The following is a 22487-nucleotide window of genomic DNA, read 5'->3' on the forward strand; positions in this document are numbered from 1 at the left end:
GTTTTTTTAAACAACGTTAAAACACTATAATTTTACCATAGTATACCTAAGACACCAATAGTATCAATAAAATGAGAAACAAAAACCTGCGTCTTTTATGAAAATCACAAAGAAACGCAGGTATACTTACTAAATAATGCCAAATAAATGCATGATAGGGAATACAAACAGCAAGCTATCGAAACGGTCTAAAATTCCTCCGTGGCCCGGTAAGATATTTCCTGAGTCTTTCACATCATAATGGCGTTTGATTGCTGATTCGACCAAATCGCCAAATTGTCCGACTGCCGAAAAAATAATCGTCATCAGAAGCATGACAAACATACCATGATTGAATAGTTCTTTTGCTGGATACAACAATAAATAAAGAAATGCGACTACAACAGCACTTCCGATCCCACCTAGCGCACCTTCAATCGTTTTGTTCGGTGAAATATCCGGACTTAACTTGTGTTGTCCATAACGACGGCCAACCATATAAGCACCAATATCAGTTGCCCAAACAATAAACAGACCAAAAATCAAAACAGCTAAACTTTCTGTTCGTGCATTGACGAAATTCTGGAAGCCTATTCCTACATACAAACTGACAAGTACTGGGAAACCTGCTTCATCAATCGTATACGTATTTTTAGAAATAACTGACGTCCCTAAAAGGATCATAACGATAAGATAAAATAGCATAAATGTACTGACGTTCTCTGGAAGAAAGAAGAACCATCTTTCTTTTGGCAAGACAAGGAGCACTGCACCAATAGCGGATAAAACTCCTTCAAAACTTAGGAGAGTCAATCCTTTCATCCGGAAAAGCTCATAAACTCCTACCACAGCTAAGACTGCTGCGGTAAGCTCAACCGCTATGCCCCCAATCCATATAATCGGAATAAACAAGACAAGCGCCACGGCTGCTGTGATTACGCGTTGTTTCATGACTGATCCCCTTTCTCATTTTCTGTTTTTTTTACACCGCCGAATCGACGATCTCGATTTTGATAAGAGGCAATTGCTTCTTCAAGATGCGCACCGTCAAAATCAGGCCAAAGTGCTTTTGTAAAATACAATTCACTATATGCAATCTGCCATAACAGAAAATTACTGATCCGTTCTTCTCCGCTTGTACGGATCATCAACTCAGGATCTTGTAATTCTTTGGGCAAGAAACCTGTCATTAGATGGTTGGCAATCAATTCATCATCGATTTCTTCTGCCTGTATTTCTCCCTTTGCTACTTCTTCAGCAATTTTTTGGACTGCAGTCACGATTTCTGCTCTGCTTCCGTAATTCAAAGCAAAGTTTAACACCATTCCGGTATTGTCTTTTGTTTGCTCAATTGCACGTTTTACAGCGTCTTGCGTATGTTCTGGTAACACGTTCTCATACCCCATGACATGGACTTTGACGTTTTCTTTGATCAATTCTGGTATGAACGTATCAAAAAAGTCGACAGGTAGTTGCATGAGAAAACTTACTTCATCTTTTGGTCGCTTCCAGTTTTCAGTCGAAAAAGCATAAAGCGTCAATACTTTCACTCCAAGCCTTGATGCTTTCTTTGTAACTTTCTTTACTGTTTCCATACCTTCTTTATGACCAGCGACTCTTGGCAAACGCCGGTTTTGCGCCCAACGACCATTGCCGTCCATGATGATGGCAACGTGTTGAGGAATTGGTCCATCGGCATTAAATTGAAATTCGCTTTTTTCTTGAATATATTTGTTTTTTTGCGGAAAAAAACGTAACATTCTTTTTCCTCCTATACTTAAAAGATTCCCACTATCTTAAGTATTATAGCAATATCTAAACGTTTTTCCTATGAAATCATTGTTTTTTTATTTAAAAACTGAATAATTTTTTCTTTTTTTAATCTTTAAATAAAAAAAACATAAATAAAAACAGAGGAAGCGGAATGATCCGCCCCTCTGTTTTTATGGTTTTATTAAACTTCCAATAATTCTTTTTCTTTATCAGCAGCGATCTTATCTACTTCTTTAATGCTGTTATCTGTCAATGTTTGTACGTCTTTTTCTAGTCCGCGCAAATCATCTTCGGTAATGTCACCATTTTTTTGTTGTTTTTTATATTCGTCGATCGCATCACGACGGATGTTACGAATCGCGATTTTTGCATTTTCTGCTTCTTTTTTCACATCTTTAGCTAATTCTTTTCTGCGTTCTTCTGTCAGTTGCGGGATAACCAAACGAATAACATTTCCATCATTGGTAGGACTGATTCCGATATCACTTGCCATAATAGCTTTTTCAACATCTTGAAGAATGCTCTTGTCAAAAGGCGTGATCATTAAAACACGTGCTTCTGGGATTTGGATTGACGCCATTTGGTTCAATGGAGTTGGTGCACCGTAATAATTCACAGTGATTCGATCCAAAAGGCTAGCATTCGCGCGGCCTGCGCGGATTTGCCCAAGTTCACGTTGAAGATTTTGTGCTGCTTTTTTCATTTTTTCTTTTGCTTCTGTCATAATTGCATCTGCCATTTTTATTTCCCCCTTACAGTCGTTCCGATATTTTCGCCTAAGATTGCCCGGCGAATATTTCCGTGTTCATTTAAATTGAAGACAAGCAATGGAATGTCATTATCCATGCTTAGTGAACTTGCAGTTGAATCCATGACTTGTAATCCTTTAGCAATCACTTCCAGATGAGTCAGTTCTTCAAATTTCACTGCATTTGCATCTACTTTCGGATCAGCAGAATAAACACCGTCTACATTGTTTTTAGCCATCAGGATAACATCTGCGCCGATTTCTGCTGCGCGTAATGCTGCCGTTGTATCTGTCGAGAAGTACGGGTTGCCGGTACCGCCCGCAAAAATAACAATCCGTCCTTTTTCTAAATGACGTTCTGCTTTACGGCGAATGTATGGCTCTGCGATTTGACGCATTTCAATCGAAGTTTGCACGCGTGTCGGTACACCCACGTTTTCCAACGTATCCTGTAAAGCTAAGGCATTCATAACTGTAGCTAACATACCCATGTAATCAGCTTGAGCACGTTCCATGCCCATTTGTGCTCCGATTTGTCCGCGCCAGATATTTCCGCCGCCCACAACGATTGCCATTTCAACGCCCAGTTCGTGAACTTCTTTGATTTCTTGGATGATTTCTTTGATTACTGGTGGTTTGATTCCAAATCCTGCATCCCCAGCTAAAGCTTCTCCACTCAATTTTAAGACTACACGCTGATATTTCGGTGTGACCATGTTCATTCCTCCAATATTTTCTATTGCCATTTTACCATACTTAGATGATTTCGACACGCTAAGCCTGTTTTTTCTTGTTTTGCTTAAAAAAAGGGAGCGCACAAAGCGTGCGTTCCCGTCTGTCATTCAACAGAATTATTTTTTCACTTGGCTCATAACTTCTTCTACAAAGTTATCTTCGCGTTTTTCGATACCTTCGCCAACTTCGAAACGTACGAATGTTTTGACAGTTGCGCCTTTTGAAGCAACGTATTTTTCAACAGTCATATCAGGATCTTTAACGAATGGTTGGTCCACCAAAGCGATTTCTGCTTTGAATTTCTTCAAGCGTCCTTCTACCATTTTTTCAACGATATTCGCTGGTTTGCCTTCATTCAATGCTTGTTCTGTAAGAACAGTTTTTTCATGTTCTAATTCAGCTTCTGGAATTTGTGATTCGTTTACATAGCGAGGATTGATAGCTGCTACGTGCATAGCTACGTCTCTTGCAACTGTTTCATCTGTTGTTCCGTCTAGAACAGCCAATACAGCAATACGTCCGCCCATATGCAAGTATCCGCCAAATGCAGCATTGTCGTCTTTTTCTACAACTTCAAAGCGACGGAAGCTGATTTTTTCTCCGATAACTTGAGTTGCTTCGATCAAGTCAGATTCAATCGTTCCTTTATCTGTTTTGATTTTCATTGCAGCTTCCATGTCTGCTGGTTTATTTTCAGCAACAAGTTCTGCGATTTCTTTTACTAAGTCTTGGAACATTTCATTTTTAGATACAAAGTCTGTTTCTGAGTTTACTTCAACGATTGCTGCAGTGTTACCTTTCACAGCAACTGAAGCTAATCCTTCAGCGGCAATGCGGTCATTTTTCTTTGCAGCCTTTGCCATTCCTTTTTCACGTAAAAGATCAACTGCTTTTTCCATATCGCCTTCTACTTCAACTAATGCTTTTTTCGCATCCATCATTCCTACGCCAGTCATTTCGCGTAGTTCTTTTACCATTTTAGCTGTAACGTCTGCCATGTTTAACTCCTCCTGTGTGTGTTCTTTTTAAAAAAAGCTGCTTCAAAGGAGAGTGAGGCTTGTCGCCCAGCCTTTGAAACAGCTCCATCATTCAAAATTATTCTGCTGAAGAATTGTCGCCTTCAACAACATCTACGATTTCTTCGATTGATGTTGCTGTGTTTTCTTCTGTGAAATCTTCTTCAACTACTTGATCTTCACCTTGGTTTCCTTCGATGAAAGCATCAGCCATTTTTGAAGTAATCAATTTAACGGCACGAATTGCGTCGTCGTTTGAAGGGATTACTACGTCGATTTCATCTGGATCGCAGTTTGTATCAACCATAGCTACGATTGGGATATTTAATTTGTGTGCTTCTTGAACAGCAATACGTTCTTTACGTGGGTCAACGATGTACATTACATCTGGGATTCTTGGCATATCAGCGATACCGCCTAAGAATTTTTCAAGACGTTCGCGTTCTTTGTTCAAACCAGCAACTTCTTTTTTAGGTAGAACTTCAAAAGTTCCATCTTCTTCCATTGCATTGATTTGTTTCAAACGGCTGATACGTTTTTGGATAGTATCCCAGTTTGTCAATGTTCCGCCTAACCAACGATGGTTAACGAAGTATTGTCCTGCACGAGTTGCTTCTTCTTTGATTGCTTCTTGTGCTTGTTTTTTTGTACCTACGAATAATGCTACGCCGCCTTCTTCAGCAACGCTCTTCATGTAATCATAAGCTGCATCTACTAATTTAACTGTTTTTTGTAAGTCAATGATGTAGATTCCGTTTCTTTCTGTGAAGATATATTTCTTCATTTTTGGGTTCCAGCGACGAGTTTGGTGACCAAAGTGTACGCCGGCTTCTAGTAATTGTTTCATAGAAATTACTGCCATGTTTGTTTCCTCCGATTTGGTTTTATTTTCCCTCTTCTTATCTTCTACCTTGCCGGCAAACTTTTTCAAGCACCTACCGACAATCCAATAAGAATGTGGATTTGCTGATGCATAAAGCACCCTCAGCTATTATACAGACAAAAGATCCGTATCGCAAGAGCAAATGTACTTTTCTGCTCAACATTCAATAGTTTACCTGAAAGACAAAAAGAATTCAAGAAAAACAGTAGATTTCTCTTTGTTTCTTTATTCTCTTTTTTCCATAAAATAATTTTAGATATAAAAGACGAATATTATTGGGCAATCCTTCTTTTTTTTGTTATGATACATGTGAAATCTTTCGTAAAGGAGAAAGAAAATGCGCAAAGCTCAAAGACATTTGCTGATTAAACAAGTCATTGAAGAATTCCCGATCCGTACGCAAGAAGAACTATTAAACAAACTTGGGCATTATGGCGTTACCGCAACGCAAGCAACGATTTCTCGAGATATACGTGATCTGAAAATCGTGAAAGCACCTGATGAAAACGGTATTTCCCGCTTTGTGTTGTTTCGCGAAAAAGGTACTCCTGATACTAAGACTGAAGAAGAGGATCGGCTGATTCAAATGATTGAGGACATTGTGTTGAAAGTCGAACGAGTCCACTTTTTGACAATCGTTAATACCTTGCCAGACAATGCTCATTTATTTGCATCTGTTTTAGATGAGATCAAGCCTCCTCCTATCGTCAGTACGATTGCTGGATTTGATACGATCATGATCATCTCAGAAAATGAGGAGGATGCAAAACGAGTAGAAGAATTTCTTCACCATCCGACTGAAGTATCACTTTTTTAATCAGAACACGTGTTCCTAATAAGGAATGCGTGTTTTTTTATTTTCAATATTTTCCTTGTTAAATAAACCTTTACACTCTTTACAAAAATACATCAGTTTTTATTTAAACTTTTCATAACTTTGATTAAATCACAATACTCATCATTTATATTGGATGTTAGCAAGAGCAGAGTCTTGCTCTTTGTGTATGTCAATAAAAAAGAAATGAAAGGAAATCGCATGTATAAATTATTAACGCCTGGACCATTAACGACTTCTGAAACAGTGAAAAAAGCGATGCTGACCGATCATTGTACCTGGGATCAAGAATACAAAGAGATGACACAATGGATAAGAAAAAAATTGCTGGAGCTTGCTCAAGTACCGGAAGAACTATACACAACGGTCTTGATGCAAGGCAGCGGCTCCTTTGGGGTAGAATCTGTTTTAAGTTCTGTGATCAGACCAGAAGATACTTTACTGATTTGTTCAAATGGCGCATACGGTCAACGAATGATTGCCATGTGCAAATGTCTGCAACTAAACTATGCAGTTTATGAAGTACCTGAACACCAAATCCCCCAAGCACATATGATTACACAGTTGATTGAAGAGAATCCGTCTATCTCCGCACTTGCAATGGTCCATAGCGAGACTACTTCCGGTATTTTAAATGATTTGGAAGAAATTGCTGCTGTCACACAGGAAAGAGATCTTTTGTTCATAGTAGATGCGATGTCTAGCTTTGGTGGGATACCGATTCATGTAGCGGAACTAGGGATCGATTTTTTGATTTCTAGCTCAAATAAATGTATTCAAGGTGTTCCAGGTTTTTCTTTTGTACTTGCTAATAAAGTGGAACTAGAAAAGCGAAAAAATGCGAGTCGAAGTTTGTCACTTGATCTGTATGACCAGTACCGCGTGATGGAAAACGAGAATGGCAAATGGCGTTTCACTTCCCCTACTCATACGGTTTTGGCTTTTCAACAGGCATTGAAGGAACTAGAGCTAGAAGGAGGGATCGAAACTCGATATTCACGTTATCTCGCCAATAATCATGTGCTACGACAAAAAATGACAGAGATGGGGTTCCAGCCTTTCATCCAAGAGTATCAGGGGCCATTCATACCTCTTTTCTTTACCCTAAAGACTGGCGATTTGATTTCAATCATTTCTATCAGCATTTAAAACAAAACGGATTTGTGATCTATCCTGGGAAAATCAGCGATCATGAATGTTTTCGTATCGGTAATATTGGCGAGATTTATCCAGAAGACATTTTAGAACTGACAGCAATTATCAAAGACTATAAGGAGAACATTAATGATTAAAACTGTAATTTTTGATTGGGCAGGAACAACTGTGGACTTTGGCTGTATGGCTCCTGTCCACGCTTTTAGAAATGCTTTTCTAGAAAAAGGGATCCAACTGACTGACAAAGAGATCCGCGAACCGATGGGAAAATTAAAATGGGATCATATCCAACAGCTTCTTTCCCTCCCTTCTGTCAAAGAACAATGGATAGCGATTCATGGACAACTACCTCAGGAAAAAGAGGTGGAGGAATTGTATCAGCAATTTGAACATTATCTGTTTAAAGATTTGGCCCAACATTCTACCTTGAAACCCGACACATTGGAAACGATCGAACAGTTGAGAAGCGCTGGGATCAATATTGGTTCCACGACTGGATTTACTGCTCCTATGATGGCAATCGTAGCAGAAACCGCAAAAAAAGAAGGGTATTCACCAGACTTCATGGCAACTTCTGAAGACGTCGAAGGATATGGGCGACCATTTCCTTATATGATTCATAAAAACATACAATATTTCAAAAACAAGTCGGTTGATGAAGTAATCAAAGTCGGAGATACGGTCTCAGATATCCAAGAAGGGAAAAATGCTGGGGTGTTTACAGTAGGTATGATTGAAGGTAGTTCGCTGATGGGACTTTCATATGATGCATACCAACAAATAGAGATGGAGGAAAAAGATCGCTTAAAACAGTCTGTTGCACTTAGATTCCAACAAGCTGGTGCTGATCTTTGCGTAAATAACTTGAAGGAGTTAACAGAGTACATTTTGTGCGCTGACAAGAATCCAGAATGACTTTTATACAAAATAAGAGCTGTGACAAAAATATTGTCACAGCCCTTATTGCGAATAAACGGTGTTCTCCTGCCAATTCCTCGGTCACAAGTCACAATATCCAACAAACATGAGAAGCTGTTTTTTGAAATTGTTCCTTGTGACTCGGAGCTGAACACTGATTTCACATTCTTTTTTTCTTACATCTTATCTGGGGCATGAAGTCCTAGCAAACGAAGATCTTCTTTCAATAATACAGTCACTGCATACACTAAAGCTAAGCGTGCTTCTTTTTGTTCATCGTCAGCTAAAATCTTCGTATGAGCATAGTATTTGTTGAATGCCTGTGCTAATTTGATTGCATGTTTCGCAATCACTGAAGGTTCATATTTTTCCCCAGCGGATAAGACTGTTTCAGGATATTTTTGAACCAATTTGACTACTTCCCAGCTGATATCGTCATTCAACGCATAGTCTGCTGTTTCTGAAGGGACGAATCCTGCTTTTTCCAACAGACTGACTGCACGAGCATGTGTATATTGCACATAAGGTCCAGTTTCTCCTTCAAAACGAACAACTTCTTCTAAGTTGAAGTCAAATGTATTGAGACGATCGTTTTTCAAATCATGGAAGATGACTGCCCCAACCCCTACTTGTTTAGCTACAACATCTTTGTTTTCTAAATCAGGGTTTTTCTCGCTGATCTGCTCTTTAGCAGATTGGATTGCTTCATTCAATACTTCTTCTAGTAAGACGATTTTTCCTTTACGAGTTGATAATTTTTTACCACCTTGTGTGATCAAACCAAATGGGATATGGTGCATGTCGTCAGACCAGTCAAAGCCCATTTCCTTCAAAACAGCTTTCAATTGTTTGAAATGATAACTTTGTTCATTCCCTACTACATATAGAGATTGTTTGAAGTCATAGGTACGTTTACGATACAATGCGGCAGCTAAGTCACGTGTGATGTATAGTGTCGCGCCATCTGATTTCTTGATTAATGCTGGATTCAAGTCGTAAGCAGAAAGGTCAACGATCTCCGCACCTTTATCTTCGTTCAGCAAATGTTTTTCTTCTAAAAGTTCGACGATTTCATCCATTTTGTCATTATAAAAAGCTTCACCGTTCAATGAATCAAACTGTACTTCCAGTAGATCATAGATTTTGTTGAATTCTTTCATCGATTCATCACGGAACCATTGCCACAATTGGATAGCTTCTTCATCGCCTTCTTCTAGACGTTTGAACCAAGCACGAGCTTCTTCATTTAATTCCGGTTCTGTTTCAGCTACTTCATGGAATTGGACATACAAACGAAGCAGTTCATTGATTGGCTCTGCTTTGACCGCTTCTTCTGAACCCCATTTTTTATAAGCAACAATCAGTTTTCCGAATTGCGTGCCCCAGTCACCTAAATGATTGATGCGGATTGGCTGGTATCCGATTTTTTCCATAATGAAGCCAATCGAATTACCGATAACTGTCGAACGTAAATGTCCCATTGAGATTGGTTTTGCAATATTTGGAGAAGACATATCGATCGGTACGGTTCCTTGATTCCCGATATTGCTGTCCCCATAATGTTCTTTTTCTTTCACTACTGTTTGCAAAACTTTTTTGCTGATAAGTTCTTTATTCATGAAAAAGTTCAAGTAAGGTCCAACCACTTCGATTTTTTCAAAGTTGGCAGAGTCGATTTTTTCTGCTAAATCTGCAGCGATTTGCTGTGGCGCTTTTCGGTAAACTTTTGCTAATGAAAAGGCTGGAAATGCCACATCCCCGTGTTCGGCTGATTTTGGATTTTCTAGTAATTGTTCGACTTGTTCAAGTGTCAAATCGTCTTTGACAATGTCATAGACGGCTTTTGCGACAAGATCTTTATTATTCATCTTTATTCCTCCTAAAATACTCTCTTATTTGTTCAACAAAAAAAATCTCTAATGACGACATACTTAGTATGCCATCATTAGAGACGAGATTTCCCGCGGTACCACTCCAATTGTCCTAAAAAAGGACCAGCTCCATCTGATATCGGTAGACGACCGTCTGTTTAAAACAGAATTCTCCAAGTGCGCTTCGTTGTATCTCCTTCATTCGGCTTCCACCACTTCCGAATTCGCTAGCCAAGAATGATACAAGTACTCTCTTGTTCAACAAATCTTAATCTTATTAAACTTTCTTGAATTATATCAGAAAAAAAAACGAAAGGCTAGTCGTTTCTAATAAAAAAAACAATCCAGATGGCCTAAAGGAGAAGAAATACCACCTGGATAGTTATAAATCATTTCGTAAATACGAAAGACTTAACAAATTAATCAGCTACGATAATCGTTCCTTCTTCAGAAGCTAAAAGATTTTCGATATTTTCTAAAGAAGTGATGATTGCCTTAGCGTTCGGTTTTGCTTCAACAAATGCAATGGCTGCTTCTACTTTCGGAAGCATGCTTCCTGGAGCGAACTGTTTTTCATCAATGTATTGTTTCATTTCTGAAACAGTAACAGTTTCTAGTTTCTTTTGATCCGGTTTTTGGTAATTGACATACACATTGTCTACACCTGTCAAAACGATCAGCAAATCCGCGTCGATGATTTCGGCTAATTTTTCTGAAGCAAAATCTTTATCGATCACGGCTTCTCGCCCTTCTAATCCGGTCGCTGTTTCTACAACAGGAATCCCGCCACCGCCGACAGACACCGTGATAACTCCTTGTTCGACTAGCGTTTCGATGACACGTGCTTCTTTGATCGAGATTGGTTTAGGGGAAGCGACTACTTTTCTCCATCCACGTCCAGCGTCTTCTTTGAATGTCACAGTAGAATCAGCATTCATTTGTTCTTTCGCTTCTTCTTCCGTGTAGAATGGGCCGACTGGTTTACTTGGATTTTTGAAGGAAGGATCATTTTCATCCACAATAACTTGAGTGACTAAAGAAACTACATCTTTATCGATTCCTTTTTCCTTCAGTACTTCACCCATCGCGTTTTGGAGCCAGTAGCCGATTGACCCTTCCGTCATTGCGACACATGTATCTAAAGGCATTGCTGGTGTTTTCTCAGAATCAGCAGCTTGCTGCTGAATCAATAGGTTGCCGACTTGCGGACCATTTCCGTGAGAGATGATTAGTTCATCTCCTTGTTCGATAAATTTCACTAAATACTTTGCTGTTTCCATTAACGCTTCTTGTTGGGCTTTTGCACTTGCATCCGTAGACAAGATGGCATTGCCTCCTAAAGCGACAACTACTTTTCGTTTGGCCATTTCATTCGTCCTTTCTTCAGTTCTCCTGAATTTTCTAGATAACAAAACGAGCCAGCGTTTTGTGATTTTCCCTCAATGCTGACTCGTTTTTTCGTGAGATGAATGTGGTTATGCTTAAACGCGAGGGATAAACAAGTTACCTAATGTTGCTGCCATGATTGCTTTGATTGAATGCATACGATTTTCTGCTTGGTCAAATTGACGAGCATATTTGCTGCGGAAGACTTCATCTGTTACTTCCATTTCAGTGATGCCAAAGCGTTCTTTCATTTGTTCACCGTAAACAGTGTTTGTATCATGGAAAGCTGGTAAGCAGTGCAAGAAGATCAAACGATCTGTATTGTGTGTTTTTTCTACCATTTCCATATTGATTTGGTAAGGTTTCAACAATTTGATCCGTTCTTCAAATTTATCTTCTTCACCCATTGATACCCATACATCAGAATAAAGCACGTCTGCTCCGTCTACACCTTTATCAACATCGTCGGTAATCATCAATTGTGCCCCTGATTTTTCAGCAAAACCTTCTGCCATTTTGACGATTTCTTCTTCAGGTTGTAATTCTTTTGGTGCAACGATACGCATGTTTGCTCCCAAAATTGCACCTGTTACTAATAAAGAGTTAGCCATATTGTTTCGACCATCTCCACAGTATGCAACAGTGATACCTTCTACAGTTCCAAAGTTTTCTTGGATAGTTAAAAAGTCAGCGATCATTTGTGTTGGATGCCATTCGTCAGTCAAGCCATTCCAAACTGGAACGCCAGAGAATTCTGCTAGTTCCTCTACCATTTTTTGACTGAAACCACGGAATTCGATTCCGTCAAACATACGACCTAACACTTTAGCTGTATCTTCTGTTGATTCTTTTTTACCTAATTGGATGTCATTCGCACCTAGGTATTCAGGATGTGCGCCTAGATCGATTGCTGCAGTGGTAAATGCAGAACGAGTACGTGTAGATGTTTTTTCAAATAAAAGTGCGATATTTTTTCCTTCTAGATAGTGATGTGGGATCCCACGTTTTTTCAAGTCTTTCAAGTGTTCTGAAAAATCGATCAAATATTGTAACTCTTCTTTTGTAAAATCTTTTTCTGCTAATAAACTTCTTCCTTGGAATACTGATTCTTTCATATTAAACATTCTCCTTTAGATTGTTTTTATTTAAGATTAAAGAGGAAATCCTGACGACAGCTGACAGTAAGACTGTCGTCAGGTTATAAACTACTTCAAGTCTTCACGGACAAGTGGTTGGCTCATGCAACGTGGACCGCCACGACCTCGTGACAATTCACTTGAATTGATTTCCAACACTTTGATACCATAGCTACGAAGCAATTCGTTCGATACGTAATTCCGATTGTAAGTGACTACGACACCTGGAGCGATTGCCAATGTATTGGATCCGTCATTCCATTGTTCTCTAGGGGCAACGATCTCATCCCCATTACCAGTTGGTATCAATACAAGATCATCTAATCCAAGAGCAGCTTTCATCGTTTCGTGTAAGTTATCTGAATGAGTGATCTTGATATCATCACCATCGGGTTCGATTGTAAAGACATCCATCTTACCGTCTTTACTTTGGATTGCTGGATGGATAGTGAATTTGTCATGGTCTACCATTGTGAATACAGTGTCCAAATGCATCATTGCACGGTTGTTCGGGATTTTGATTGCTAATACTTTTTCAAATCCTGAATTTTTTGCGAATAGATGGCGTGCTAATTTTTCTAAAGCTTTTGCATTTGTTCGTTGAGAAATCCCAACTGCTACTACTTTGTCGCTTAAGATTAATTCATCTCCACCTTCGATATGATCAGGATTTTCACGATCCAACCATACTTCGATCCCTTTATTGGCAAATCTTGGATGATGTTTCAAAATATATTCTGTAAACATCGATTCACGACGACGTGCTTCAAAAGTCATCTTATTGACGGTCATTCCATTTCCCATTGATGCGGAAGGGTCGCGTGTAAAGTACAAGTTTGGCATTGGGTCCATGTAAAATGGATAGTCGTCGTCTGCTGAAAGATCATATAGGCTGCTAGAACGTACTTCGATATCTTTTGTACGAACCCCAGCCATGATTTTATCTACCATTTCTTGTGTTTCCATTGATAGAAGGAACTCATGAAGACCATCTCTTACTGCATTCGATGCGATATGAGATTCATCCAACATTTTATTCAAGAATTGTTCTTTGACGTTGCCTGCGTCAATCGCTTCTGCTGCTAATTTTTCCAAGTAAAGAGTTTCGACGCCTTCGTTTTGCAAGGTCTTTGCAAAGTTGTCATGCTCTTCTTGAGCAATCGGAAGATATGGAATATCATCGAACAACAGACGATCCATAATATCTGGTGTCAAATTTTCCACTTCTTGTCCAGGCCGTTTCAGTAAAACTGTCTTTAATTTCCCTATTTCAGAGAAAACGTGAATAGGTTTATCCATGTTGTGTTGCCTCCTTCTTTTTGATTACATGTATAGGATAGCCTCCTTTTGTAATCACTTTCACAATTTTGTCTCATTCAAAATGAGACATCCCTCACATTAATATTCGATAATTAAATAATTAAACGTTTTTCTAATTTTAAGCGTAATTTATTCATTTTTTATTCTGTATACACTTCCAAAAAAATATTTATTCATCTAAAAAATTTTTTTGAATAAATCAAAAAAATAAACTATATTAACATTGTTATCGTTTGCTATATGTATTATTATTGTTTTTTATACACAAATACTTATCTTCAAAATAAATTATTCAATGTAGATGTATATTTTTTACATAATAACAAATTTTATTTGTAAAGTATTAAAACTTATGTTTAATCCAGATGTGTTAAAACTTTACAAATTCTTTAAAAAAAGTAACAATAACTATAGTGAACAATAAGGAGAGGACTTTTTAATGCGTGTTAATAAAATCGATTTTCACTTTTCAAAACTCAGATATCAACCTGATTTTGAACATTTCTCGGATGAAGAGTTCCAACAGATCAAGGAACATACTGTTCTTCGTTCCTATAAGAAAGGACAAATCCTTTTTGATGATGGAGATCCTAGACAACGGTTATATATCTTGACCAAAGGACTTGTTCGTTTAGAACGTTACGATGAAAGTGCCACCTATTATTATTATGATTACGTGACTACCAATAACCTTTTTCCTATGTCAGAAATGTTTGGAGAAGATACCTACACTTATACAGCTCAAGCGATGACTGATATCGAAACTTTCTATCTTCCTGTTTCCTACTATGAAAAATTAGCACGAAAAAATCCTGAACAACTGATCTATATGATCCAAAAAATTTCTAAAGTAGTCGAAATACATGAATTACGTATCCAAATTGGATTAACCTCCAGTGCTTTTGATCGAGTGAAACAAAATCTATTCATTTTGAAAGAAGAACTTGGCGTACCAACAGAAGACGGCCATATCACCATTCCTTATCCAATTACCTTAAAAGAATTAGCAGTGAATAGCGGTACGACACGTGAAACTGCTGGACAAGTAATCAAACAACTACGTGATTCAGGACTGTTAGATTATCACAAAAAGCATTTTACTTTCTGTAAGACCGCTACTACTCCAGCTTTGAGAGAATAACGCGACAAAAAGAAACAGCGATCCTGATATTTATCGGGGTCGCTGTTTCTTTTTGTTTCGTCTATTCAAATGATTGGTAATAATAAGTGAGATCACTCTCTTTTTTTGTTCCATTGTAAACTACACCTAATATATTTGCTTTTGCAATCTGCAACAGTTCTTTCGCTTTTAACAACTCTTGTTTCTTTGTCTTTCTTTCTCTGACAACAAGTAGCGTTCCATCCGTTTTTGCTGCAAGGATTTGAGCATCCGTTACAGTCGCTACCGGAGGCATATCAAAGATGACCAGATCAAAGTCAAGTATCAGTTCCTCTATTATCTCTTCCATTCTTTTCGTCCCTAAAACTTCCGAAGGGTTGGGCGGCTTTGGACCACTGGGCAAGATCCAAAGATTTTCTATATGTGTTTCAGTTATGTAATCGTCCGCTATCCGTTCACGCTCACTAAGTAAATTACTCAATCCTTCATTATGCGGCAATTGAAAAGACAATGCTACAGTTGGTTTCCTCAAATCGGCATCTACAAGTAAGACCTGTTTTCCACTATTTGCAAAAACTACTGCTAGATTAGCGGCAGTAATAGATTTCCCTTCATCTGGGCCGGAAGAAGTGATGACCAATGTATTCAATTCACGATCAATCGCTGCAAACTGGATATTGGACCGGATCGTTCAATATTTCTCGGCAGTAATCGATTGATCAGCTAGTGCAACTAAAGGAACCGGAGAGGCAGCTATTTTCTTTTTCTTCATATTCTCTCTACTTTCTTTTTTCATTTTATATTCAGACTTTCTATGTACACGAATAAATCCTATGATTTATTGAATTAATCATAGCACAGGAAAAAAACGAACACAATTTATATAATAACTATTTTTTATTACAGATATCAGCATAAAACATTTTTAAAACAAGTTATCTCATAAATTTAAATAACATAAAAAATTAAAAATAGGCAAAAAATAGGGTTGTGACAAAAATCTGCCACAACCCTTATTACAATAAATAGTGTTCAAAAGCTTGCATCTACGGTAATAAGTTCAACCAAGTCAAAAACATGTGAAGCTGTTTTTTCTTTGCTGTTCTTATAACTTGATGCAAGGCAGCTTTTTCACACTCTCTTTCATTTATTCAGATAAAACCAAGCTTGGATCAGCATTCAACTGATAGCTGGCAAAATTTCTTTTTTGCATTTCCACATGTGCTGCTGCTCCAATCATTGCAGCATTATCTCCACAAAGTCTCAGAGGCGGAATCACTAATTCTACTTCAGGGAGTTTAGCTGACAGAGCAGCTTGCAATCCTTCACGCAACCCTTGATTGGCCGCCACACCTCCAGCTACAACCAGTTGCTTGACTGGATAATTTTGACAAGCTCGAAGTGTTTTAGTAATCAATACATCGATCACACTTGCTTGAAAGCTAGCTGCTAAATCATTTTTGTCTAGATCTTCTCCACGCTGTTGTGCATTATGCACCAAATTGATAAATGCACTTTTTAATCCACTAAAACTGAAATCATAATTATCTTCATGGATCATTGCTCGTGGAAAATGATAATTATCTTTTCCTTGATGAGCTAGCTGATCGATTTCTTTTCCGCTTGGATATGAAAGACCTAAGACTCTTCCAACTTTGTCATAAGCTTCTCCTGCTGCGTCATCTCTTGTCTCCCCAATGATTTCATATGATCCATCTTCTTGCATATAGACTAATTCTGTATGTCCTCCGCTAACAAGAAGTGCCATCAATGGAAACTGGAATGGTTTGACCAGACGTGCGGCATAAATATGACCTGCCATATGGTTCACAGGAATCAGAGGCAATTGGTGTGCCCAAGCAAAAGCCTTAGCTGCAGAAATACCAATCAACAAAGAGCCGACGAGTCCAGGCCCATAAGTGACAGCGACTGCCGATAAATCTTCTGCCGATACACCAGCTTCTACCAGTGCATCTTCCAAGCATAAGGTTATTTGTTCTACATGATGGCGGCTAGCTACTTCAGGCACCACTCCGCCAAAACGTTTATGACTGTTTATTTGGGAAGCAACGATGTTAGATAAGATCTCTGTTCCATTTCTAACGACCGCTACACTCGTTTCATCACAACTTGATTCAATTGCCAGAATCAATTCTTCATTCATTTTATCGTCTCCGTTTTTAACTTTCTGCTCATAATGATCGCATCTTCTGTCGGATTGCGATAATATGATTTCCGTTTACCTAATACACGGAACTTTTCTGATTCATAAAGTTTTCTTGCTGCTTCATTAGACAGACGTACTTCTAAAAAAACATGCAGCGAATCTTTTATTTGTTCCGCAATCAGCAGATGTAGCAAATGCCGTGCATAGCCTTTTCCTTGTTCTGAAACTGCAACAGCGATATTCGTGATTTCGACTTCATCCATTACTTTCGAATACCCGACAAAACCACAGATCTGATTATCTTCAACTAAAAGAAGATAATCTGTGTGGGGCTGTTGGATATCTGTCAAAAACTGCATCTTCGTCCAAGGTGAGCCATATGGATAAGCATTTTCGCTAATTGCCCATACGCATTCTGCCAAATATGCTTCATCAAAATCTTTTTTTCTGCAAATCAACTAATCTCACTCATTTTCTAAAATTTTTATCATATCCAACGCATCTTCTTTTGTTTCAGTGTAATATCTTTTTTTGATCGTCGTTGCTTGAAACCCTAATTTCCGATAAAGTCTTTGCGCATCCTGATTACTCATGCGCACTTCCAATGACATCGTCTCACAGCGATTCATTATAGCAAAGTTCTCGATTTCGTCAATAAGCAGCGAACCGATTCGTTTACGCTGATATGCCGGTCGAACAGCAATATTCGTGATATGACAATCTAAACCGAACGCCCTTGAACCGACAAACCCAATCATTCTTCCATTATCAAAGATCCCTAAATATAGATGAGGGAGCGGTGACTTCAACTCTGACATAAAAGCACTTTTTGTCCATGGCAACTCGCCATTATAGACTTCTCGTTCGACATCCAACAGCTCCTTGATATCTTCTATAGTCAATTCTCTTAGTATATAGCGACGATCGATTTGTTCGATTGTTTTTTCTGCATAGATCATTTTATCTTGAAAAAGGCTTCTAGCATATGCTTTAAATTTTTTCAACATAGCTTTCGTCTCCAGGCGTGTGCGTCTCTAACCATTTCTCTTCAGCTTCTACTCGTTTTAAATAACGAGGGAGAAAAGCTTGTTTATCTGCAACTGGTTCATCCAACGCACCTAATTGAGCCACAGTCACACCACTTGGGATATCCCATGCTGGAACTGTATTAATCATCGCATCAGGTAGCATTTCTTTTATTTCAGAGATGAATTTATGACAATCACTCCCAACGAAATAAATAGCTTCATTCAGCTCTTGTAGTTGTGCAAACAAATCAGAAGCAGCAATATGTAAATCTTCAAGTACAGTTTCTAATCTATTTTCTTTCCAGCGGTATGCCCCAGCATAGACATTTTTTCTTCGAGCATCAAACATGGGCACAATCATTTTATTCACCCCGACACAATTAGCCGCGATGGCTTTCAGGCTAGATACTCCTATTAGATCTTTATCTAGTGTATAAGCAATCGTTTTCGCTGTCGTTACACCTATACGAAGTCCTGTATAAGAACCAGGACCATCAGAAACCGCGATTCGGTCAATGTCTTGGGGACTCATTTGAAGATCTGCAAACAATTGGTCAATGGCAGGCATCAGCGTCACACTGTGGTTGCGTTTGATATTTGTCTGTATTTGCCCAAGAATTTGTTTATCTTCCACCACACCGATCGCCAAAGTTTGATTTGCAGTATCTATTCCTAATGTAATCATATATTTGATCCTTTCTGCTATAACATTCTCGCCTTCCATTGTAGCATACTTTTTTATTCCAATGATGAAAATATCAAAGGCAAAACTAGTACAATGATACATGATTATCTGCTGACCGGCAAATCTAGTTTCTTCCTTACATACACAAAAAAAGTTGCGGTATCACGACACTTTACCACAACTTTTTCTTTTTTTATTTCGTCGACTCTCGAACAATCAACTCTGTTTCCACAATGATTTTTCTTGAAACTGGTGCTTTGGAATTACTTAGTTGAAGGATCGTCTCCACCGCTAGCTCTCCCATCCATTCCGTATAAACTTTCACAGTAGAAAGAGAGGGTGTCACATATTTCGCTACACTGACATCGTTGAAACCCATCACGGAAATATCTTCTGGCACCGCTAAACCTGTTTCTTGAATCGCTTTCAGCGCGCCAATCGCTAATGCATCATTAGCCGCAAAAAGTGCGTCAGGAATCTGCTCGTTTGTTTTTAAATATTTTTTAACCGCTTGATAGCCTGACTCGACAGAAAAATCTGCTTCGATAATTGAACCTTCGTCGTAGCCTTTTTCTGCTAAAACTTGTTGGAATGCCATGATTCTAGGATCCCTTAGTCGCTGATGGTTTTTCTTTGTATATTCTGTTCCAGCAAGCATAGCGATATGTTGTGCATTCTGGGAAACAAAGTGCTCAATGACTTTTTGAACACTCGACTTAAAATCGACAACTATAGAATCGATTCCTTGAGAAGTGCCATCAGAATCTACCAGAAGCAAGGCTTGTTGGGATTGTTTCAAATCCAACAGCTGAGCTTCATCGAATTTCCCTAATGCGATCGTTCCATCTGCTGGAAGCTCACTAATGGAATCCCACGTTTCTTTCAACAAAGTAATGTTTGCTTCTTCTGCCTTTTTTTCGATTCCTAAACGAATAGACAAATAATAAAGATCTTCAAGTTCTTCTGTATCATCGTACCATTGGATCAGACGAAGGGTTTGCTTAGCATTTGCTGCATTTTTGCGGTGCTTCGTATAATTCAAGCGTTCCGCTGCTTCAAAAATTTTTTGCTTTGTGGCTAAGCCGACGGAAAGTTCAGGATCGTAGTTGAGCACTCTTGAAACAGTAGCAGGAGAAACTCCTGCCAACTGAGCAATGTCTTTAATTGTTGCCATTTGTCTCTCCTCCTTTTTTCCGTTTATAAAATCGCAGTAAACCGTTCAAACGCTGCTTGTCCTTTTTCATCTCGCTTGAACACCCCAGCATCTTCTAGGACACGAGCAAAAACCTGACCTACAGCTTTTTGTACAACATCAGTGACCGCGTCTTTCGTCAAATCAGGATGCTCTTTTTTCAACTGTTCTGCCCATGGACGATGATATTCAGGCATCTGGTTCTCTTCTCCCAATAAGAACCGCTCTACTTCTGCTAGTTCCGGTTTCAAACGAGGTGGTAAAACAGCAAGCCCCATTACTTCGATCAATCCAATGTTCTCTTTCTTGATATGTTGGACATCTTTATGCGGATGAAAAATACCATCAGGATGCTCATCTGAAACATTATTGTCTCGAAGGACAAGATCCAGCTCAAAATAATTGTCCCTTCTTCGTGCAATTGGCGTAATCGTGTGGTGTGGTGTACCATCTGCTGAAAAAGCCCGGATTTCTACTGTTTCATCCGAATATTCTTTCCACTTTTCCAACACTGAATTAGCTGCTTCAATCAGCAACTCTTTATCTGTTGATTGCAAACGGATCACAGACATCGGCCATTTCACGACTCCTGCGATGACTTGCGGATAATCTGCTAATTTGATGAGTTTTTCTATCGGTGCTTTTGCCATAGGAAATTCATGACGTCCTGCCTGATAATGATCATGAGAAAGAATCGATCCTCCAACAATCGGCAAGTCAGCATTTGAACCAACAAAGTAATGAGGCAAGACTTCAGTAATCCGAAGCAGTCTAACAAATGTTTCCTTTGAAATTTTCATTGGACGGTGCTGCTCTGATAAAATGATCGAATGCTCATTGTAATAAGCATAAGGAGAATATTGGAATCCCCAGCTTTCACCATCTAGATTCATTCGAATGATTCGATGATTGGTGCGGGCTGGATAATTCAAGCGTCCTCTATATCCTTCATTTTCCATGCACAGCATACATGTAGGATAATCTACTTTGGCTGCCTCACGTTCTGCCGCAATTTGTTTTGGATCTTTTTCTGGTTTAGATAAATTGATCGTGATTTCCAATTCACCATATGCTGACTCTGCTGGAAATTTGATATTTTTAGCGATGGCTCTTGTTTTGATGTAATCATTTTTCTTACTTAAATCAAAGAAATAATCAGTTGCTTCCTCTGGACTTTTCGAATAATGCTGTGCAAAGAATGCATTGACAACGGAAGGCGGCGGTGTAAGAAAATCCATCAATTGTGCTTCAAAAATCTCTTGTTCTGCTGGTAATTCTGAAAGAACACCATTTTCTCTTGCCTTAGCGACAAGCTGATCCAATAAGTCTACTGATTCTTCCTTAACTGGTCTTACTTCGACGCTTTCTAGAGCGTCTTCTCCTACCATCCCTAAAAGACGATTCTGTAAATATAAGCGGTCCATTTCCATCCATCCGCCAGCTTCGATCGCAAGTGTGGCAAAATCACAAATCGTTTGACTGATTGACATATCTCATTCCCCTATTCTTCATAACCATTTGGATGGCTGACATGCCAATCCCATGCTGTTTTGATAATTTCTTTGATATCTGTGTATTCAGGTTTCCAGCCCAGAATCTCTCTCGCTTTTTCACTTGAAGCGACTAATCGGCTAGGATCTCCAGCTCTTCTTGGTGCTATTTCTGCCGGGATTTCTTTCCCCGTCACTTCTCTAGCTGCTTCTAACATTTCCTTGACCGAATACCCTTTGTTACTGCCTAAATTGAAGAAGTTGCTTTCGTTTCCTTCTTTCAAGTATTCCAAAGCTAAAATATGTGCGGCAATCAAGTCTTCTACTTGAACATAATCTCTAATACATGTTCCGTCTGGTGTATCGTAATCGTCTCCATAAACAGCCAATGCTTTTCTTTGACCAAGAGCTACTTGTAAAATGATTGGGACAAGATGCGTTTCTGGTGTATGATCTTCTCCGATAGATGCATCTGCTTTTGCTCCGGCTACATTGAAGTAGCGCAAAGCGACATAGCGCATGCCATACGCTTGGTCACACCACTTCATCATTTTTTCCATCATCAATTTGCTTTCACCATACGGATTTTTAGGATTAGTTGGTGTATTTTCCGTGATTGGAGACTCTTTCGGCTCTCCATAAGTTGCTGCAGTGGAAGAGAATACGATTTTATTGACGTTGAACTCGTGCATGACTTCAAGCAAGATTTGCATACCGTATACATTGTTGTTAAAATACATCAATGGTTTTTCGACAGATTCTCCTACTAAAGAGCTTGCAGCAAAATGGATTACTCCTTCAATCGGTTCCTTTTCAAATACGGAACGTAGAAATTCTTTATCCCGAATATCTCCTTCATAAAAATGAGCAGCTGGATGTACTGCTTGTTTGTGACCTGTGAGTAAATTATCTACCACAGCGACTTGATACCCCTTTTTAACTAGCTGATCTACAGCGTGCGAACCGATATAGCCGGCTCCGCCTAGTACTAAAATTGTCATAAAAAACACTCCTTTGATTAGTGAAATTGTGTTTGTTGATTCTATATAA

General features: G+C 38.8%; 20 protein-coding genes and 2 pseudogenes. 4 read left to right on the plus strand and 18 right to left on the minus strand.

What is annotated here, in order from left to right; all coding sequences use genetic code 11:
- Positions 1 to 129 precede the first annotated feature (129 nt).
- From RG571_RS06355 to rpsB, 6 genes are all read right to left on the minus strand, one after another.
- The gene (locus tag RG571_RS06355; RefSeq protein WP_002308898.1) at positions 130 to 930 is read right to left on the minus strand and encodes a phosphatidate cytidylyltransferase; all 801 of its coding nucleotides are present in this window, start codon (positions 928 to 930) and stop codon (positions 130 to 132) included.
- A complete protein-coding gene (locus RG571_RS06360; protein WP_002338824.1) occupies positions 927 to 1739 on the minus strand; it encodes an isoprenyl transferase in 813 nt (270 codons plus the stop codon). The genes RG571_RS06355 and RG571_RS06360 overlap by 4 nt, the downstream gene beginning before the upstream one ends.
- 194 nt (positions 1740 to 1933) lie before the next feature.
- Complete coding sequence (gene frr, locus RG571_RS06365; protein ID WP_002293875.1) at positions 1934 to 2491, minus strand: ribosome recycling factor; 558 nt, start codon at positions 2489 to 2491, stop codon at positions 1934 to 1936.
- Between the two features lie 2 nt (positions 2492 to 2493).
- Complete coding sequence (gene pyrH / locus RG571_RS06370) at positions 2494 to 3216, minus strand: UMP kinase (RefSeq protein WP_002293877.1); 723 nt, start codon at positions 3214 to 3216, stop codon at positions 2494 to 2496.
- A gap of 135 nt (positions 3217 to 3351) precedes the next feature.
- On the minus strand, positions 3352 to 4233 hold the full coding sequence (gene tsf, locus RG571_RS06375; RefSeq protein ID WP_258430384.1) for a translation elongation factor Ts: 882 nt from the start codon (positions 4231 to 4233) through the stop codon (positions 3352 to 3354).
- 97 nt (positions 4234 to 4330) lie between these two features.
- Positions 4331 to 5113: a 30S ribosomal protein S2 gene (rpsB, locus tag RG571_RS06380; protein WP_002293880.1), complete on the minus strand. Its 783-nt coding sequence runs from the start codon at positions 5111 to 5113 to the stop codon at positions 4331 to 4333.
- A gap of 358 nt (positions 5114 to 5471) precedes the next feature.
- Here rpsB and RG571_RS06385 point away from each other — a divergent pair, with 358 nt between their 5' ends.
- From RG571_RS06385 to phnX, 3 genes and pseudogenes are all read left to right on the plus strand, one after another.
- Positions 5472 to 5951 carry an arginine repressor gene (locus tag RG571_RS06385; protein ID WP_002316352.1) on the plus strand — a complete coding sequence of 160 codons (480 nt, stop codon included), beginning with the start codon at positions 5472 to 5474 and terminating at the stop codon, positions 5949 to 5951.
- 219 nt (positions 5952 to 6170) lie between these two features.
- Positions 6171 to 7261: pseudogene (gene phnW / locus RG571_RS06390) on the plus strand (2-aminoethylphosphonate--pyruvate transaminase).
- Entirely contained in the window at positions 7254 to 8039 is a 786-nt protein-coding gene (gene phnX / locus RG571_RS06395) for a phosphonoacetaldehyde hydrolase (RefSeq protein WP_002338826.1), read from the plus strand. The pseudogene phnW and the gene phnX overlap by 8 nt, the downstream one beginning before the upstream one ends.
- A 179-nt stretch (positions 8040 to 8218) precedes the next feature.
- Here the strand turns inward: phnX and argS are convergent, their stop codons facing one another.
- The 4 genes from argS to arcA all read right to left on the minus strand — a co-directional run bounded on the left by argS (position 8219) and on the right by arcA (position 13734).
- Entirely contained in the window at positions 8219 to 9910 is a 1692-nt protein-coding gene (gene argS / locus RG571_RS06400) for an arginine--tRNA ligase (RefSeq protein ID WP_002335772.1), read from the minus strand.
- A gap of 422 nt (positions 9911 to 10332) precedes the next feature.
- Positions 10333 to 11280 carry a carbamate kinase gene (gene arcC / locus RG571_RS06405; protein ID WP_002313642.1) on the minus strand — a complete coding sequence of 316 codons (948 nt, stop codon included), beginning with the start codon at positions 11278 to 11280 and terminating at the stop codon, positions 10333 to 10335.
- A 114-nt stretch (positions 11281 to 11394) separates the two neighbouring features.
- Complete coding sequence (argF, locus tag RG571_RS06410) at positions 11395 to 12414, minus strand: ornithine carbamoyltransferase (protein WP_002288437.1); 1020 nt, start codon at positions 12412 to 12414, stop codon at positions 11395 to 11397.
- Between the two features lie 90 nt (positions 12415 to 12504).
- Positions 12505 to 13734 (minus strand): arginine deiminase, encoded by a 1230-nt coding sequence (arcA, locus tag RG571_RS06415; RefSeq protein ID WP_002308888.1) that lies wholly within the window; start codon positions 13732 to 13734, stop codon positions 12505 to 12507.
- Positions 13735 to 14194: 460 nt separating this feature from the next.
- On the opposite strand from arcA, the gene RG571_RS06420 reads away from it, so the two are divergent.
- On the plus strand, positions 14195 to 14896 hold the full coding sequence (locus RG571_RS06420) for a Crp/Fnr family transcriptional regulator (RefSeq protein ID WP_002338829.1): 702 nt from the start codon (positions 14195 to 14197) through the stop codon (positions 14894 to 14896).
- 61 nt (positions 14897 to 14957) lie between these two features.
- Here the strand turns inward: RG571_RS06420 and RG571_RS06425 are convergent.
- The 8 genes and pseudogenes from RG571_RS06425 to galE form a co-directional block, all read right to left on the minus strand.
- Positions 14958 to 15647, minus strand: a pseudogene (locus tag RG571_RS06425) (CpsD/CapB family tyrosine-protein kinase).
- Between the two features lie 375 nt (positions 15648 to 16022).
- A complete protein-coding gene (gene tsaD, locus RG571_RS06430) occupies positions 16023 to 17039 on the minus strand; it encodes a tRNA (adenosine(37)-N6)-threonylcarbamoyltransferase complex transferase subunit TsaD (protein WP_002308884.1) in 1017 nt (338 codons plus the stop codon).
- On the minus strand, positions 17036 to 17500 hold the full coding sequence (gene rimI / locus RG571_RS06435) for a ribosomal protein S18-alanine N-acetyltransferase (RefSeq protein WP_002338831.1): 465 nt from the start codon (positions 17498 to 17500) through the stop codon (positions 17036 to 17038). The genes tsaD and rimI (RG571_RS06435) overlap by 4 nt, the downstream gene beginning before the upstream one ends.
- A gap of 6 nt (positions 17501 to 17506) precedes the next feature.
- Positions 17507 to 18049 carry a ribosomal protein S18-alanine N-acetyltransferase gene (gene rimI / locus RG571_RS06440; protein WP_002338832.1) on the minus strand — a complete coding sequence of 181 codons (543 nt, stop codon included), beginning with the start codon at positions 18047 to 18049 and terminating at the stop codon, positions 17507 to 17509.
- Positions 18033 to 18755: a tRNA (adenosine(37)-N6)-threonylcarbamoyltransferase complex dimerization subunit type 1 TsaB gene (gene tsaB / locus RG571_RS06445; RefSeq protein ID WP_308947563.1), complete on the minus strand. Its 723-nt coding sequence runs from the start codon at positions 18753 to 18755 to the stop codon at positions 18033 to 18035. Before tsaB ends, rimI (RG571_RS06440) begins: the two co-directional genes overlap by 17 nt.
- Before the next feature lie 193 nt (positions 18756 to 18948).
- Complete coding sequence (locus tag RG571_RS06450) at positions 18949 to 19929, minus strand: LacI family DNA-binding transcriptional regulator (RefSeq protein ID WP_002338834.1); 981 nt, start codon at positions 19927 to 19929, stop codon at positions 18949 to 18951.
- Between the two features lie 23 nt (positions 19930 to 19952).
- Positions 19953 to 21437, minus strand: a complete 1485-nt coding sequence (galT, locus tag RG571_RS06455) for a UDP-glucose--hexose-1-phosphate uridylyltransferase (RefSeq protein WP_002338835.1) — start codon at positions 21435 to 21437, stop codon at positions 19953 to 19955.
- Positions 21438 to 21448: 11 nt separating this feature from the next.
- On the minus strand, positions 21449 to 22438 hold the full coding sequence (gene galE / locus RG571_RS06460; protein ID WP_002338836.1) for a UDP-glucose 4-epimerase GalE: 990 nt from the start codon (positions 22436 to 22438) through the stop codon (positions 21449 to 21451).
- Positions 22439 to 22487 lie beyond the last annotated feature (49 nt).

It is taken from the genome of Enterococcus sp. FR204 (assembly GCF_031143325.1).
In the GTDB taxonomy this organism is placed as follows: Bacteria; Bacillota; Bacilli; order Lactobacillales; family Enterococcaceae; genus Enterococcus_B; species Enterococcus_B faecium.